Origin of the sequence: Clostridium sp. M62/1 (genome assembly GCF_020736365.1) — a bacterium.
In the GTDB taxonomy this organism is placed as follows: Bacteria; Bacillota; Clostridia; order Lachnospirales; family Lachnospiraceae; genus Otoolea; species Otoolea saccharolyticum_A.
In genome coordinates this window covers 2,295,337-2,311,384 of record NZ_CP085988.1, presented here as the reverse complement: position 1 = coordinate 2,311,384, position 16,048 = coordinate 2,295,337, and the positions used below count along the sequence as shown (strand labels likewise).

13 protein-coding genes are annotated in these 16,048 nt (G+C 47.4%); all 13 read left to right on the top strand.

What is annotated here, in order from left to right; all coding sequences use genetic code 11:
* Positions 1 to 2: 2 nt before the first annotated feature.
* The 13 genes from LK436_RS10785 to LK436_RS10725 all read left to right on the top strand — a co-directional run bounded on the left by LK436_RS10785 (position 3) and on the right by LK436_RS10725 (position 15,991).
* The gene (locus LK436_RS10785; RefSeq protein WP_008398311.1) at positions 3 to 1,382 is read left to right on the top strand and encodes a hypothetical protein; all 1,380 of its coding nucleotides are present in this window, start codon (positions 3 to 5) and stop codon (positions 1,380 to 1,382) included.
* Positions 1,369 to 3,432, top strand: coding sequence for a diguanylate cyclase (locus tag LK436_RS10780; RefSeq protein ID WP_044931509.1), 2,064 nt, complete (start codon positions 1,369 to 1,371; stop codon positions 3,430 to 3,432). The genes LK436_RS10785 and LK436_RS10780 overlap by 14 nt, the downstream gene beginning before the upstream one ends.
* A gap of 23 nt (positions 3,433 to 3,455) precedes the next feature.
* On the top strand, positions 3,456 to 4,676 hold the full coding sequence (locus LK436_RS10775) for an O-antigen ligase family protein (RefSeq protein ID WP_008398309.1): 1,221 nt from the start codon (positions 3,456 to 3,458) through the stop codon (positions 4,674 to 4,676).
* Positions 4,677 to 4,696: 20 nt separating this feature from the next.
* Positions 4,697 to 4,942 carry an acyl carrier protein gene (locus LK436_RS10770; RefSeq protein ID WP_008398308.1) on the top strand — a complete coding sequence of 82 codons (246 nt, stop codon included), beginning with the start codon at positions 4,697 to 4,699 and terminating at the stop codon, positions 4,940 to 4,942.
* A 33-nt stretch (positions 4,943 to 4,975) separates the two neighbouring features.
* Positions 4,976 to 6,532, top strand: coding sequence for a lipopolysaccharide biosynthesis protein (locus LK436_RS10765; protein WP_044931507.1), 1,557 nt, complete (start codon positions 4,976 to 4,978; stop codon positions 6,530 to 6,532).
* 10 nt (positions 6,533 to 6,542) lie between these two features.
* A complete protein-coding gene (locus LK436_RS10760; RefSeq protein ID WP_008398306.1) occupies positions 6,543 to 7,757 on the top strand; it encodes a CDP-glycerol glycerophosphotransferase family protein in 1,215 nt (404 codons plus the stop codon).
* Positions 7,741 to 8,793: an acyltransferase family protein gene (locus tag LK436_RS10755; protein ID WP_008398305.1), complete on the top strand. Its 1,053-nt coding sequence runs from the start codon at positions 7,741 to 7,743 to the stop codon at positions 8,791 to 8,793. Before LK436_RS10760 ends, LK436_RS10755 begins: the two co-directional genes overlap by 17 nt.
* Positions 8,790 to 9,914, top strand: coding sequence for an SGNH/GDSL hydrolase family protein (locus LK436_RS10750; RefSeq protein ID WP_147594771.1), 1,125 nt, complete (start codon positions 8,790 to 8,792; stop codon positions 9,912 to 9,914). The genes LK436_RS10755 and LK436_RS10750 overlap by 4 nt, the downstream gene beginning before the upstream one ends.
* Positions 9,911 to 11,332 carry a class I adenylate-forming enzyme family protein gene (locus LK436_RS10745; protein WP_008398303.1) on the top strand — a complete coding sequence of 474 codons (1,422 nt, stop codon included), beginning with the start codon at positions 9,911 to 9,913 and terminating at the stop codon, positions 11,330 to 11,332. The genes LK436_RS10750 and LK436_RS10745 overlap by 4 nt, the downstream gene beginning before the upstream one ends.
* 4 nt (positions 11,333 to 11,336) lie before the next feature.
* Positions 11,337 to 12,452, top strand: coding sequence for a glycosyltransferase family 2 protein (locus tag LK436_RS10740; protein WP_044931506.1), 1,116 nt, complete (start codon positions 11,337 to 11,339; stop codon positions 12,450 to 12,452).
* A 65-nt stretch (positions 12,453 to 12,517) separates the two neighbouring features.
* The gene (locus LK436_RS10735; protein ID WP_227910036.1) at positions 12,518 to 13,630 is read left to right on the top strand and encodes a glycosyltransferase; all 1,113 of its coding nucleotides are present in this window, start codon (positions 12,518 to 12,520) and stop codon (positions 13,628 to 13,630) included.
* A complete protein-coding gene (locus tag LK436_RS10730) occupies positions 13,627 to 14,937 on the top strand; it encodes a UDP-glucose dehydrogenase family protein (protein ID WP_008398300.1) in 1,311 nt (436 codons plus the stop codon). The genes LK436_RS10735 and LK436_RS10730 overlap by 4 nt, the downstream gene beginning before the upstream one ends.
* Positions 14,918 to 15,991 carry an NAD-dependent epimerase/dehydratase family protein gene (locus LK436_RS10725; protein WP_008398299.1) on the top strand — a complete coding sequence of 358 codons (1,074 nt, stop codon included), beginning with the start codon at positions 14,918 to 14,920 and terminating at the stop codon, positions 15,989 to 15,991. Before LK436_RS10730 ends, LK436_RS10725 begins: the two co-directional genes overlap by 20 nt.
* Positions 15,992 to 16,048: the final 57 nt, after the last annotated feature.

Genomic DNA, 16,048 nt, shown 5'->3' with positions numbered 1-16,048 from the left:
ACTTGGTTGTAAGCTGGCTTAATGATGCAGCTGTTCTGATTCCCATTCTGATAGGAGCAGCAGCTGTGTGCAGATATGTAATATTCAGCAGAAGGTATAAGCTGAGCACGGTGAAAAGTAATTTAAAATGGTTCAGACGGCACACGGCTTTAACAGTATCAGGTCTTGCGCTGTACTTTGCTTTCTGGGCCGTTACCTGGCTGTTGGATTACAGAGGTAATCCATACTGCTTTGTCAGCTATAATTATCCTGAAGCCTCTCAGGGGCTGAACCCCAACGGGACTAAATTTGCAGTATCCGAAATGACATCGGAAGAGCTTTTGGGAAAAACAATAGAGGAAGAGGGGATTACGGAGGTCACCACCGGACAGTTAAAAGAATGTTTGAAAGTAGAACCGGTGAGAACGGATACGGAGGTTTCTCTGGAGCAGCCCTATATTAATACAGAATATGTAGTTCAGCTCAGTCAAAAGAACGGCAAAATCAATGCAGAGCCGAATCAGATGCTTTCCGGCTATATCGATCAGCTGGAGGAGATGATTATGGAGAAGTATTCCCGAAAAACAGATCGGCTGAAGCTGAATTTTGACGGTCTTAAAGAGGCGGATTATCTGGACGCGGGCAAAATATTAGACTCGGCAGCAGCAGGAATACAGGATTTTATGGCAGAGTGCAAAGAAGAAAACAGCAGTTTTCACTCGCAGGCCACAGGAGAAAGCTTCGGCTCTCTGGAGAAAAAAGTCAGCAATTTCCGCTCAATTTCCCTGGAGAATTTCAATGCCTTTGTCCTGGAAAACGGGCTGTCTAAAAATCGGGAGCAGTACATAGGAAAGCTGAACTATGATAATCTGCTTCTGGATGTTGAGTATCTGAAAAACAGAGCTGCCTACAGAATCTATTTGGAAGCTATTGATATGTATGAGCGGGATATGGCGAGCATTGTTCTGATTCCCACCAGGGACACTGCCGGAGAGTTTTATATGTCTAGGACAAAGATCGGAGTGGACAATTTCTCTAATCTGGCTAATCAGGCCATTGATGTATCAAAAGAGATGCTCTCCAAAATCGAAAATAACAGCTATACTGCTGCGCAGCTCAGGGATAGTGTCCAGACAGATACGGCAGTGGCTAAGGCAGAGGAAATGCTGCTGTCTCTTCAGCAGCAGCTCACAGCTCTCAGTGATACGGCGCTTGCTGCAGTGGAGGAATTCGACAGCGGCTCTTATCTGACAGTAACTTATCCTGACAGAATTGATATGCTGAAATCATGCATGCTTAAGGGTATCATACTGGCAGCTGTGATGTTTGGAGCAGTGGCATTCTGGAGAGCTGGAGAGCCAGAAGAGAGCATGAGGGGGAGGGACGAGCGTGAAACCGTTTAATCTGATGGAATATATAAGAAAATTCCGGTTTATTATTGTAGGCAGTCTGCTGGTTTCAGGCATTATTGCTTTCCTTGCATTAAATTATATTCAGACCTATACGGCCAGCGCCATTATCAGATATTCCAACAGCGGAGCGAAGGAAGGGCTGGCACCGGACGGAACCGAAATTGATGTTTCGGAAATTTATTCAGCTGAGGTTCTGAACCAGGTATTTGAAAATCTGGATTTGGATTACAGCAAGCATAACATTGATGATCTGCGCTCCCGTGTGACGGTAGAACCAGTGCGAACTCAGGGGGAGGCAGCCCTTGAAGAGGCCAAAACCTCCCTGGGAGAAGAGATGGAAGAGATGCCGGTGGAATATGTGGTTTCTTTTACTGCAGCTACCAGAGATTCCGGCGATAAAGAGACATTTGCCAGGACCTTTTTGGATGAAATGCTGGATGTGTATGTGCAGTCTTACGGGAAGAGCCATATTAACAGAGGAAGTGCTGTCAACGATATATCCAAGCTGAAAGAGCAGGACTATGATTATCTGGAGATGGCTGAGATTCTGAAAAATTCTATTTCAACCACTCTCACAGGTCTGGTAGAAAAGGCGCAGGAGGAGTCAGATTTCCGCTCTGCCCAGACGGGATATTCATTTGACGATCTGAAAAGAGAATTTGAGCTTCTCTACGAGATCGAAACCTCCAATATATTTTCCTATATACTGGAAAACCGGGTAACAAAGGATCGAGAAAGCCTTATAGCCAAGTATGAAAACAGAATTAATGATTATCTTCTCAGCAATACGGTCAGCCAGGAGCAGATTCAGTCTATCAATGAAGTAATTTCCTCCTATGTCGGCATGATGAGGGAGTCGGGGAACACAGACATCACTTTTGAATACATTCTGGACGATGTTCACGATAGTTATTATACTGACGAAAACGAGGAAACGCAGAGGGTAGATCAGACGGTAGAATACGATGAGCTGCTTGACAGCTATATATCTGCACGGTCTTCTTATGAGTCGGCACTGATCGACATCGCATACTGCCGCTATATTATTGAAATCTACAACGGTATGCCGTCAGAACAGATGCAGATCACAGAGCAGTCCATAGCGGACGGCTCAGGAGTTCAGATTCTTCCCGGGGCTGTGCCAGAACCTGTAAATGCCGGGGCAGTTGATGAAACGGCGCAGAGTATGATTGACAGCCTGGCTGAGAAGCTGAATGGACTCTATGAAGTTTTAGATGAAACAAACAGAGAGTATAATGAATACGCAGGAGCGCAGAATATTAACCTGGTCAGCGGAATCGCCGTTGCTCCTGCCTTCAGCCTTCCTTTATATGCAGGGCTGATCATGGCTGTGTTTGGAGTTGTGGGCTGCATGGGAGCTGTAGTAATTGGAAGGCTTGGAGATATTTTTGAGTACTGCATTTACTATGACAGGGCAATGGAGATTCCAAACCGCGCTGCATGTGACCGTTATATTTCAGCCAATGCTTCAAAATTTCTCTCTGATGAGTTTGTATGTATTTCCATAAGAGTTCCGGATATTCAGAAGAAAAATCAGGAATCAGGACGAAATGAGACGGATCAGATGCTGAAAGCCTTGGCAAAAATTCTCAGGGATACCTTTTCAGGAGAGGAAGAGTGTTTCCTTGGGCTGAATGGAGTCGGCCAGTATATTATCTTCGCGGGACGCATGGGCACCGAAAGAGCCGAATATTATCTGGAGCATATTGGTCAGAAAGTCAGGGAGTATAACCGTGAGCATCGCTGCAGGATAGAGTATACGGCAGGAGTGGCAGAGGCAAAGAAACTGGAGATTTATCAGCTGAAGCCATTGATGCTGAAGGCTATATCCTCAAGCTTCAGTCCGAACAGTGAACAGAATCTGCACCGCACCGAGGAAAAGAGGGATGCCGGGGAACATATAAAGGCTGAGGAGGTCACCCAGGATAATACGGATACTGAGAAGGTAAGCGAGTCAGGCCGGGCAGAAGTGGAAAGGCATCTGGAGAAGCTGAAAAGAATGCTTGACAATGTATCATAAAGGTAGGGAGGCTGTGAAGGCAGATGTTGATTCTCTTTTTTATGTGCACAATTCCCATGTACTATCTGTATGACGGATGGATTACTTTAGGAGGATTTGGCCTGATGTATTCCTATCTGGCCGGAATTGCATTTATATTTATCTGCTTCTGGCGTTTCCTGATTTGGCCTGACGTGGACAGGGCAGCGTACATCGGAAAACTTGCGCTTATTGCAGCCTCTCCCTATCTGTTCAGCCTTCTCTGGTCTATGGGACTGTGGGTTTTCAATCTGGCAGAGTTCAGGATTATTACGCGAGGCCTTTTTTTCCCTGTTTACCAGCTGATTGCCATAACCGTTGGAGCCTGTGCAGTGTACTGTTTTGGACACAGGGGGGCCTATTATATGCTGGCCTCCCTGGCGGCTGCTATTCTTCTGATTGCGGGAGGGCAGATACTGCAGGGAGGAGTCCGGGAATTTTTTTACGAATATGCAGTGCTGATTAAAAGTGGTTCTAAGCTTACAGGGCCGATGATGAAGGCAGTAGAAAAGGCCAGTCTGATTCACGGCCTGGGTCTTTTTTTGTTGTACCTGTTGCTGCAGAAACGGCATAAAGCGCGGAATTTTTTTCTGGCCTTATGCTGTCTGCCTCTTTTTCTGATGGGATACAAGAGAAGTGCGATTCTTGCCCTTTTTTCCTCCGCTGCTGTAGCGGTGATTTTTATGGTTTTTCCAAAACAGTGGAAGAGAAAAGCAGCTTCGGCTCTTTCCGTGCTTCTTGTCGCCGGCGGGCTGATTTATCTGTGGCTGATTTTTTCCGGACTGCTGGAAACGATTTCCAATTTTGCCAATATCGATTCCATGGGAAGAATTGAAATGTACAGGGTAATGAAGGAATACTGCCGCTTCAGCCCGGCTTATCTCGGAAGAGGGATGGGCTTTGTCTCCTACATGATTGGAAGAGGGCTGATCGATGTCGGGTACCAGTTTGCCGGTGATATTCATAACGATATGCTGAGACAGTATATCGAGCTTGGTATGGCCGGGTTTCTTCTTTGGGGATTTTTTTATTTTATATATAAGGTGAGAGGATTTTTAAAGTATGCGGGCACTGATTGCGCCTGTTTTGCAGCAGCCTGCTCCGTGTACTGTTTTGTCTGCTATCTGACAGAGAATATGTACTATCGTTTCAGCGCCAATTCTGCACTGGCAGTGGTGCTTCTGGCCTATGCTGCAGAGTACGGCAGACGGAAGGATACTGAGTAAAAAGAAAGGAAAAGAGAGCAATGGAAAGAAAAACGATGGTTGAGATGATTGAGAAGGCTATTCGAGAGGCATCGGAGCTGGATCCGGGAATGAGGATCACAGAAGACAGCTCCTTCATGGATGATCTGGAGATGGCTTCCGTAGAGATTTTTTCCATGATTGGGGATCTGGAGGCAGAGAATCAGATACGGATTCCGGAGAGAGAACTGTCGGCAGTTGAAACAGTGGGTGAACTTGCCGACCTGATCCTAGGAAAAATTCAGTAAATACTTGAAGAAAGCCGGACAGGAGGAAAACAGGTGCGCACAAAATATTCTATCATAAATATGCTTGTCTCTGTAGGCGGGCAGATTCCCAACCTGGTACTGGCATTTTTGGCCAGGGCAGTATTTGTGCGGTGCCTCTCTGCTGAATATCTGGGGGTAAACGGCCTTTTTTCCAATCTGCTGGGAATTTTGTCTCTGGCAGAGCTGGGAATCGGCTCAGCTATGTGCTACAGCCTTTATGATCCTCTTGCGAGGAAAGATGAAGAGACAATCGGGCAGCTCATGGATCTTTACCGCCTTCTGTACAGAATAGTAGCTGCAGCTGTACTTGCAGGGGGGATCTGCCTGTTCCCTTTTATGGATCTCTTCATTAAAGAACAGCCGGATATTGAGGGACTCGGATTCATTTATTTTATGTATCTGGGCAATTCTGCCGCATCTTACCTGCTTTCTTATAAACAGACGATTATCTTGGCAGATCAGAAAGCCTATATCAATGCGGCCTGTTCCCAGATAATCCAGATGGCAAAATCCGTCCTGCAGATTTTTGTATTGCTTCTCACAGGCAGTTTTTATGCCTATCTGGCAGTGCAGATTTTCTGTTCTCTGCTGACAAACCTGATTCTGTCAAAAAAGGCAGATTCTCTGTATCCGTATCTCCGGACAAAAAAGAGACCTCCTGCCAGGCCGGAAGTCAGAAAAGAGTTATTCAGGAAAATCGGAGCGATGTTTTTTCATAAGATGGGTTCCATTCTTGTAATGAATACAGATAATCTGGTGATCTCCGCCTTTGTGGGACTGGTACAGGTGGGGGTTTATTCTAATTATTTAATGGTTCTGAACCATGTGAAAACACTTTGTTCGTATGTGTACGGAGCTTTCACGGCAGGAATCGGAAATCTGTTTGCGCTGGAACAGCCCCAGGTGGTGTACCGGACTTACAGAACCCTGAATTATCTGATGTACCTGATTTTCGGATACTGTTCAGCAGCTTTATTTTCTCTTTTCAGCCCCTTTATCTGTCTGGTATTTGGAGAGAACTATGTTCTTCCCATGAGAACGGTTTTTCTTGTTACTCTTAATTTCTATATCTGGGGTATGCGCCAGATCACTTTAAAGTTTCGGGATGCCCGGGGACTTTTCTGGTATGATAGATATAAACCTTTTTTTGAGGTGGCCCTAAATCTTTTTATTTCCGTGTGGCTTGCCGGTCCGATGGGAATTGACGGGGTGATTCTGGGAACGATTTTCAGCAGCCTGATGACCAACTTCTGGGTAGAGCCGTATGTATTTCTGAGATATGGAATCAGGGAAAAATGGAAAATCAGGCTTTTCCAGTACTTTCTTACCTGGTTTTTCTGGTTTTTCCTGGCAGCTTTTGCGGCGGGAGCAGCATACTGGTTAAGCGGTTTTCTGCCGGGAGAGAGTTTTCTCTGTTTAATAGCCAGGGGAATCTGCGTGACAGCCGTATATCTGCCGTCAGTGCTTCTTTTTACATGCAGGACAGAGGAATTTAAAATGCTCTCGGAGCGTATGGTCAGTCTGATTCGTGAAGGGATAGAAAAAAGGAAAGGCAGCCGTCTGCCGTAGGGGGAAAATTATGTACGAAAAGTGGATACATTTTCAGGACAAGGTGAGGTTTATCCGTTACAGAGCCATGTATGCGGCTGCATCCGCCGCCTCTGTATTTCTAAAGAACTCGCCGCAGTTCTGCCATCTGTGGATCGTGGCGGAGCGGGGAACGGACGCAAGGGACAATGGATATCATTTTTTCAGATATGTAAGGCAGACAGCTCCAGACAGAAACGTCTGGTATATTATATCGAAGAACTCTCCCGACAGAAAGAAAGTCGAGGAATTGGGAAATGTGATTAACTATCGTTCGTTTCGTCATTTTCTTGCGTTGATTTTGTCAGAGGTTAAAATCAGTACCCACATTGTAGGGTATTCTCCAGACCTGTATCTGTTTCTGAAGTATGAGAAAAAGGGAAAAATCAGAGGGAAGAGAGTCCTTCTGCAGCACGGTATCATAAAGGAGCCAATGCCGTTTTATTACAGAAAGAACACCTCGCCTGCTCTGTTCGTCTGCTCTGCTGTGAGAGAATACGAGTTTGTGAAGAATACCTTCGGCCATCCGGAGGGAGTGGTACGTCTTCTGGGCCTGTGCCGATATGACAGCCTTCCCTTAACTCATGAGAAAAAAAAGAGAGGAAGAACGGTGCTGCTTATGCCGACCTGGCGGTTCGGGCTGGATGAGATGAGCGTCAGTCAGGTGAAAAAAAGCCTCTGGTTCAGAAAAATTCAGGAAATTCTGGAGGACAGGGAGATCCTTTCGCTTCTCGGAAAACAGGATGACGAGCTTTTATTTTATCCGCATAACCGGATGCAGAGATTCGTACCCTATTTCAAAGCCTCTTCCGAACGGGTAAAAATTCTCAGCCGGGATATGGCAGATGTCCAGGAGCTGCTGATACAGGCAGACATTTTGATTACAGATTTTTCAAGTGTGTTTTTTGACTTTGCATATATGGGAAAGCCGCTGATTTATTACCAGTTTGACAGGGAAGAATACAGAAGGAAGCATTTGAAAGAAGGATATTTTTCTTTTGAGAAGGACGGATTTGGACCTGTGTGCGGGACAAGAGAGGAATTGTTCCTAAGGCTTAAGGAGGCTCTGTCAGACGGTTTCTCAAATGAACCTTATAAAAGCAGGGCTGAAAAGTTTTTTCAGTTCAGAGATCGGCTGAACTGCAGGAGAAATTATCAGGCGGTTCTTTCGCTTATGGGGGAGGAAGAGCATGGAACGGAAAATTAAGAAAAATTCCATTGGAATGTTCGACATACATAAAGGAATCGTAATGATCCTGATCGTCTGCATTCACAGTATTTATATTGCAGAAAAGTGTACTCCTGGCTTTCAGTATCCTTTGTTTGTGAGAGGGCTGATGAAAACCTCATCCTGCGGTCTGGCTTTACTGTTTCTGATAAGCGGTTATTCCTTTCGGCCTTCCCCGTGGAAAAAAAGTTTTTTTCAGCAGGCCAGAAATCTTCTGAAACCCTATGCCTACTCCGGAGCCGCTGCGGTCTGTCTTCTGTGCATAAAGAATATAGTGAGCGGACATCCTGTTTTTTCCACAGATATTCTTTCGACTGCTGCCGGTTTTCTGCTGGCAGCTTCCTCCAATATGACTGTAGGAGGAATTCAGATATCCTCCATTCAGGTCTTATGGTATCTTATCGCCATGTTTAACAGCTGGCTTCTTCTGGAGCTGTTTATGAAACTGGGAGGAGGGGGAAAAACGGCGGCGGCGGTTCTTCTGTGCTGCGCGGCGGGGATGGCTCTTGGATGGACGGATATCCGTTTTCCCTTCTGCATTCCCCAGAGCATGTGCTGTACGGCTTTTCTGTACTGCGGATGGCTGTTAAAGAAGCACAAACTTCTGTTTAAGGATTACAGTGTTAAGATCTATGGAGTCTGTCTGGCAGTTTACTGCGTTGGAACATTAGTGGGAGATGCAAAATTTTATGAGAATATCTGGAAGCTGTGGATCCTGGAGCTGGCGATCGTTCTTGCCGGAAGTTTTTTGGCAATAGAAGCAGGCTTTTTCCTGTTTGACTGCTCGTCAGCCTTCTGGAGTCCGTTCCTGACAATCGGGCGCTATTCCCTTTGGGTTATGTGCCTTCACGCCATCGATATGCTCGTTTTCCAGTGGGAATGGGTATTCAGACTTCCGCTTCCGGGGATTTACGCAAAGTATGCGGTGCTGCTGGTATTAAGAGGTCTTTTTATCTTCTTGGGCTGTATTGTGCTTAAAAACTGGAATATGAGATGGAAAGGGAAAAAAAGATGAGAAAAAAAACAGCTTTGAAACGGCTTGCTGCATACCTGTCGGCGCTGGTAACGATTCTGGCATTGTTCGGGTGCGTCTCTGGGGAAAGGGGAACCATAGATGAAGGATGGCTGCCTGCTCTGTATGAGGTGCAGGAAGGGTTTCATTTTGCCCTCGGAGAAGACGGCAGGACTGAAAAAGTAAAATCCGGGGACTGGGATAATTATGTGCTCTGCCTGAATGAGCAGGGAAATATTCCGGAGCAGGTGAAAATCAGGTTTCCTGCAGAGGAAAGCCATCTTATAGGGGCTGTCGACGGGGAGGGTAATGTTCTTGGACGCTGGGAAACAGGTGAGGGAACCTGGAAAACGGAAATTCCGGACGGGACAGTGCAGCTCCATGTCAGTGTGTCTGCTGCAGAGCAGGAAGATATTGACATTCAGGTGAAGGGCCGGCAGAAAGAGTGCGAGAATACTCCGCTGAAAGGTAAAAATCTCTCTGTGATCGCTGACAGCGTAAGTGCCTATGGAGGATATATTCCTAAAGAATGCATTCCTTACTATTCCAAATATGATGGAAGGAATGTAGATGTAACGGATATGTGGTGGTACCGGACGGCCCGTCAGTTTGGCATGAATCTCTGTGAAGTGAACGCCAGCGGCAGCTCAGGCGTCACGCATCTGGAAATCGATGGCTTTTCAGATGAATACTATGAGAAAAGACCAGAGCTTCTGCGAAAGGAAAATCAGGAACCGGATGTGATTTTTTCCTGGCTGGGGGGGAATGATTCTCTTCGGGGTGTTTCCAGGGAGGAATTTTTTGACGCATACTGCAGGCTGGTGAATCGTCTGAAAGAACTCTACCCGAAGGCAGAGATTTATCTTCTGACGTATTATGCCCCGCCCGGCATCGGAGAAGAGTGGAGCCAAATGATGAATGAGGAAATCAGAAGGACGGCGGATGCCTGCGGAGTAAAAGTTCTGGATTCCGGAAGCTGCGGGATCAATGAGGATACCCCTCAGTATATGGTTGATTTGGATGAAGAGACAGGAAAGGCCTTGCACCCCAACCGTGAGGGCCAGAGAATGATCGCGGATCAGATTGGCAGGGAACTTATCAGACAAATGGAGGATGAAACATGACATTTAAGGAGAGGCTGAACAGCTGGAGAGAGCGCAGGGGAGAAGAAACTGCGGTCATGTATGAGGAAGACGGAACAATGAAACAGAAATCCTTCCGACAGTTCGTCTGTGAGATAGAAGCGGCAGCTTCTCTTTTTCCGCAGGGTGGGGGGAAGCGGATCTGCCTTCTGGGGCAGAACAGCTATGCTTATCTTATCGGACTTTGGGCTGTCATTGGCTCCGGCAATACGGCAGTTTTGCTGAATAGGGATCTGGATGAAGCGATACTTGAACAGCAGGTGCGGGAGACAGAGGGAGCTGTGGTTCTGGCAGATGCGGAGAACAGGGAACGGGTTCTTTCCTTTCCTGTGCCTGTACAGGCTCTGGAAGAGCTTTCTGAATACGCGGGAATCCACGGTACACCAGGAAGCACGCCGGAACTTCCATACACAGGGGAAGATGCAGAGGCGTGCATTCTGTTTTCTTCCGGGACGGGAGGAAGGAGCAAGGCAGTAATCCTGACACAGGGAAACCTCCTGGCATCATCGGTGGAGCCTCTACACGAAACAAGGGGGAAAATGCTGCTCTGCATGCCTCTGCACCATATCGGCGGGATCGCTGCAGCTCTCCACGATTTTGACAGCGGAAAAGCGCTCTGTATCTGTCCGAGTATGAAAGAGTTCCTGGGGACAGTCAGGCTCATGAGGCCGGATACCATGCTCCTGGTTCCGGCTATGCTGGAAACGCTCCTTTTCAGAGGAAAAAAAGATAAGGAATTAGAACGATATTTAAAAACGGAGGTAAAAAGAATTTACAGCGTCGGAGCTTTTCTTGAAAAAAGCCTGGAACAGCAGTGTGTGGATCTGGGGATAGAAATCTTCAGCCGGTACGGATTGACAGAAACGGCAGGTCTTGTCACGGATCCGGAAAGCTGGAAGGAGGGCTCTGTGGGGCGTGTAGCTCCCTGGAATCAGGTGAAAATTGAGGAGGGGGAGATTCTCATTAAAGGAAGGAATGTAACCCCCGGTTATCTCAATGCGCAGGATGATTCAGGCCTGTCCCTCACGGATGGATGGCTGGCTACAGGAGATGTGGGACGGGTGGATGAGGAGGGCTTCCTCTTTATAAGCGGGAGAAAAAAGAACCTGATCATTCTGGGCAACGGGGAGAATGTCAGCCCTGAGGAGCTGGAACAAAAACTTCTGCTGTGCCCGTGGATCAGAGAGGCCGTGGTATATGAAGAAAATGGAAAAATCTGCGGGGAGCTTTACTGCGGCAGTCCGTCAGACATCGGAGAAAATCAGGAGGAAATCCGCAAAGAGGCAAAAGCCTGCGTTGAGGCAGTCAATAAGACTCTCCCCAGATACTGTCGGATCCGGGAGATAAAATTCCGGGAGAGAGAGTTTGAGAAGACCTCGTCAATGAAAATCAGGAGGTGATAGGGTGGGAAGATTGCTGACAGCGCTTTCAAGAAAAACAGGCATAAACAAGCTGATGCTTGCTCTGCCCTGCCTGCCGTCACCTGGAAAGCAGAGGCCGTCTGTCTCAACCGGTGAACTGAGAAAGCTGGCGCCTGACAGGGGGAGCACGGCTGTCAGGGAAAAAAGCAGAGCCGGCTTCGTCCATGACAGATTTGACCTGGCTATCATCGTGCCGGTCTACCAGGCAGAGAGTTACCTTTACCAGTGCGTAGAATCCCTGGTAAACCAGAAAACAGAGATCCCATATCAGATCATTCTGGTGGATGACGGCACTACTGACCGAAGTTTTGAAAAAATCGCCAGTTTTCTTTCAAACGAAAAAATTTCAGTGATTCATCAGGAAAACAGAGGTCCATCTGCCGCGAGAAACAGAGGAATTGACAGCGCACAAGCCTCCTATCTCTGCTTTGTGGATTCAGATGACTTTGTAGACGCGCTTATGGTGGAACGCCTGATGAAACGGGCCATACAGACGGGCGCTGATGTGGTGGTGGGAAATTTTTCCTATTATCACGAAAATACAGGAAGAATCACGAAAAACCGGCTGGAAGACGGAAGGCCGAAAAATATTTACGATCTCTACGGAATTACCTGTGCGAAGGTTTATCATTCGAGGCTTTTTGAGCGGGTCCAGTTCCCGGAGGGGAATCTGTATGAGGACAGTATTGTAAAGCATCTTCTGCTTCCCATGGCAGGTGAGATACAGTGTGTTTCTGAGCCGGTGTATTACTACAGAATCAGAGAAAAAAGCCGGAGCCAGACGGCAAAATCTGATTACAGGTGTGTGGACAGCACCTGGATCACTTTCAGAATGGCGGAGGACAGGAGAAAATTAGGGATTGAAAAAACATCCCAGTACAGAAATTACTATCTCCGGCAGATAGCCATGAATTTTCAGCGGCAGGCCATCCTTCCCGAGAAAATGAAGAGAGAAATTTTTATTCTGACGTCAGATGCGGTGAAACAGGAATTTCCAAAAGAGGACAGACAGGAGAACAGCCGGGCGCTCAGGAGGCTTCACCGGGCGCTGCTTTCAGGAGACTATAAGACGTACCGGCGAATCTGCTTCTGGATTTAAAAGTCAGTCTGCAGGCGGCCGAATAAGGAATGGCGGCAACAAACCGTCCGAAAGGGGGAAGTGGAGTGAATATTGTTTTTATCGTTTACAAGACGGGAAAGGGAGGCGCCGAGCGGGTAACGGTTACACTGGCGGAATATCTGAGCCGCAGGGGCCACCAGGTGGGGATTCTCTGCTACAAACCTGACGGCGCCTACCCTGTTTATCCGGGAGTGAAAGTCCTGTGCCTTCCGGACTCTGGAAACTTTTTCCTCCGCCATTTAAAACGGTGGAAGGCGTACTGTGCATACTGTAAGGCTAACAGAGTGCAGGTGACTGCGGCTCTCCACCGGGGCTATGACTATACCTGGCTTTACAGGAAATTCTTCGGCGGAAAACTGATTCTCTCCCAGAGGATTGATCCGAAAGCTGAGTACAGAGGAAGGCCCTGGCTGTATCTGCAGTGCAGAACATTTTTTTCAGGCGCAGATGCCGTCGTATTTCAGACAGAGGAAGAAAAGCAATATTTTCCGAAAGGGATTCAGAGAAAAGGTTTCCTTATTCCTAATCCGGTCAGGCAGGATCTGCCCGCACCTCACTGCGGGGAGAGAAGAAAGGTGATAGTAAATTTCTGCCGGCTGGAGTCTCAAAAGAATCTGAACCTGCTGATAGATGCGTTTTCTGAAGTTTCAAAAGAGGAAAAAGCGTTTGAACTCCATATTTACGGAGACGGTCCGGAGAAAAAGCAGCTTATGGAACGGGCGGCTGCCCTTCCCTGCTCTGAAAGGATCAGAATTTTTCCGTTTGCTCCGGATATTCACGAAAGAATAAAAGATGCCTTCATGTTTGTATCTTCATCGGATTACGAAGGGATCTCAAATTCCATGCTGGAAGCGATGGCCCTGGGGCTGCCCTGTATCTGTACTGACTGCCCTGCGGGAGGCGCCAGGCTTGTAATCCGCAATGGAGAAAACGGACTGCTGGTTCCCGTCGAAAACAGAAAAAAACTGACAGAAGCCATGCTTCGTCTGATAAAGAATCCGGAGTATGCGGAAAGGCTGGGAACACGGGCAGAAAAGGTAAGAACAGCATTCTCTTCAGAAAAAATCTGCAGGAAATGGGAACTGCTGATGGAACAGACTGTTTTTGGAAAAAAAGCGGCAAAAAAGAACCGCTTGCCAGGGGAGGCAAAAGCATGAAAATTTCAGTGGCGGGAGCAGGGTATGTAGGATTGGTTGCCGCAGTATGTTTTGCAGAAAAGGGGCATCAGGTTACCTGCTTTGATACCAACGCAGAAAAAATAAATCAGATCACAGCAGGCCATTCTCCGGTCTTTGAAGAGGGACTCGAGGAGCTGATGCAAAAAAATATGAGGGAAGGGAGATTTTACTGTACCTGCGATCCTTCTCTGGCTTACGGCAGTGCTGAGGTTATCTTCATAGGGGTGGGAACGCCTCAGCTTCCGGACGGCTCCGCGGATCTTTCCTATATCGCGGCAGCAGCACGGCAGATTGCGGAGCATGCACAGAGGGATTGCCTTGTAGTAGTAAAATCAACGGTTCCCGTGGGAACGAATGACAGAGTTGAACGGCTGATCCGCGCGTATAAAAGCCACGGAGTAGACATAGAGGTGGCGTCTAATCCGGAGTTTCTGGCTCAGGGCTCGGCAGTACGGGATACGCTGAAGGCTCAGAGGATTGTCATAGGCACCCAGAGCAGAAAGGCCGAGGAAACTCTGCGCCGTGTCTACCAGAGCTTTGACATTCCCATTGTGTCTATGAGCCGCAGATCGGCAGAGATGACGAAGTACGCCTGCAATAACTTTCTGGCACTTAAAATCTCCTATATGAATGAACTTGCAAATCTGTGCGAGGTTCTGGGAGCTGATATAAAAGAAATCGAGAGAGCCATGGCCTTTGACGACAGAATTGGAGCCAGGTTTCTGAAGGCTGGAATCGGATACGGAGGCTCCTGCTTTCCAAAAGACACAAAGGCTCTTGACAGGCTTGCCAAAGAACAGGGGTGCAGCCTCCAGACTGTGGATGCTGCGATCCGCGTCAATGAAAACCAGAAAACAAGACTTCTGAAAAAGGCGAAAGAAAAACTGATGACATTCTGCGGAGTCCATGCAGCCGTTCTCGGTGTGGCCTTTAAGCCGGGAACCGATGATCTGAGAGAGGCCCCTGCTATAGATAATATCAGGCAGCTTCTGAAAGAAGGCGCCAGTATAAAGGTATATGATCCGGCTGCCGGAAACCAGTTTCGGGAATTCTGTAAAAGCGAAGGCGATGCGAATGGACGTCTTTCTCTCGTGTCCGGGTGGAAAGAGGCGCTTTTGGAGGCGGATGTCTGCTTTATTTTCACCGAGTGGCCGGAATTTCAGGAGATTGCACCGAAGATGTTTGCAGAATACATGCGAAATCCTATGGTATTGGACGGAAGAAATATTTATGACAGAAGAAAGATGGAGGAAGCGGGGGTTGAATATGAAGGAATCGGGAGCTGAGCAGACGGTTTTAATAACAGGTGCGGCCGGCTTTATCGGCTTTCATCTTACGATGGCAATGCTCAGAGAAAAAGGAAAGGCTGTGCGGATAGTCGGAATTGACAATCTGAATGATTACTATGATCCGGCTCTGAAAAGAGAAAGACTGTTTCTGGCAGAAGAAGAACAGAAAAAACAGCGGAAGGCAGGGGGAAGCAGCAGTTTTCTGTTTATACAGGCTGATGTGGCCGATGAGAAAGCGGTTGCACAGATTTTTGAAGATTACAAACCTTCACTTGTGCTCCATCTGGCTGCTCAGGCAGGTGTCAGGTATTCTGTCGATCACCCGAAGGAGTATATAAGAACGAATATTGCTGGTTTTTTTAATATTCTTGAAGCCTGCCGTTCGCTTCGGGAAAAGGGAGAGCCTTTGCATCTTGTATTTGCCTCCAGCTCCTCGGTATACGGGGATAACCAAAAGATTCCGTACAGCGTGGATGACAAAACAGATTCGCCCGCGAGTCTCTATGCTGCAACAAAGAAATCCGGCGAGCTTCTGGCAAGAGCCTACAGCAGACTGTATAAAATCCCGGCTACAGGCCTGCGTTTTTTCACAGTGTACGGGCCTTTTGGACGCCCGGATATGGCGTATTTTAAGTTTACCGAGAGGATGGTTAAGGGAATTCCCATTACGCTCTATAATTATGGAGATATGCGGAGAGATTTTACTTATGTTGATGACGTGGTCGGATGTATCCTGAAAATATCCGGCCACCCTCCGAAGTCTGAAAACGGCTGCGTCCCATTTCGGATTTTCAATATCGGAAACAGTCACCCGGAAAAGCTGGAGGATTTTGTCTGCCTTCTGGAAGAAAGCCTGAAGAGGCACGGGGTAATTAAAAAAGATACAGAGAGAGTGTATCTTCCCATGCAGCCGGGAGATGTATATCAGACCTATGCCGATATGTCAGAATATGAAAAAGAATTTGGAGCTGTGTCTTTTACCAGACTCCGGGAAGGCCTTGATCGGTTTGCAGGGTGGTATGCAGAATATCAAAGACAAAAGCGGGCGTGATACAGGGAAGGCAGCCTTTTTGGCTGAACCGTGTCAACTGGCTGATTATTACTGAAA

Bases quoted from the DNA above. Each gene is read 5' to 3' on its own strand.
- LK436_RS10755 (WP_008398305.1), top strand. From the start codon at position 7,741: ATGGAACGGAAAATTAAGAAAAATTCCATTGGAATGTTCGACATACAT.
- LK436_RS10725 (WP_008398299.1), top strand. From the start codon at position 14,918: ATGAAGGAATCGGGAGCTGAGCAGACGGTTTTAATAACAGGTGCGGCC.
- LK436_RS10750 (WP_147594771.1), top strand. From the start codon at position 8,790: ATGAGAAAAAAAACAGCTTTGAAACGGCTTGCTGCATACCTGTCGGCG.
- LK436_RS10760 (WP_008398306.1), top strand. From the start codon at position 6,543: ATGTACGAAAAGTGGATACATTTTCAGGACAAGGTGAGGTTTATCCGT.
- LK436_RS10775 (WP_008398309.1), top strand. From the start codon at position 3,456: ATGTTGATTCTCTTTTTTATGTGCACAATTCCCATGTACTATCTGTAT.
- LK436_RS10770 (WP_008398308.1), top strand. From the start codon at position 4,697: ATGGAAAGAAAAACGATGGTTGAGATGATTGAGAAGGCTATTCGAGAG.
- LK436_RS10745 (WP_008398303.1), top strand. From the start codon at position 9,911: ATGACATTTAAGGAGAGGCTGAACAGCTGGAGAGAGCGCAGGGGAGAA.
- LK436_RS10730 (WP_008398300.1), top strand. From the start codon at position 13,627: ATGAAAATTTCAGTGGCGGGAGCAGGGTATGTAGGATTGGTTGCCGCA.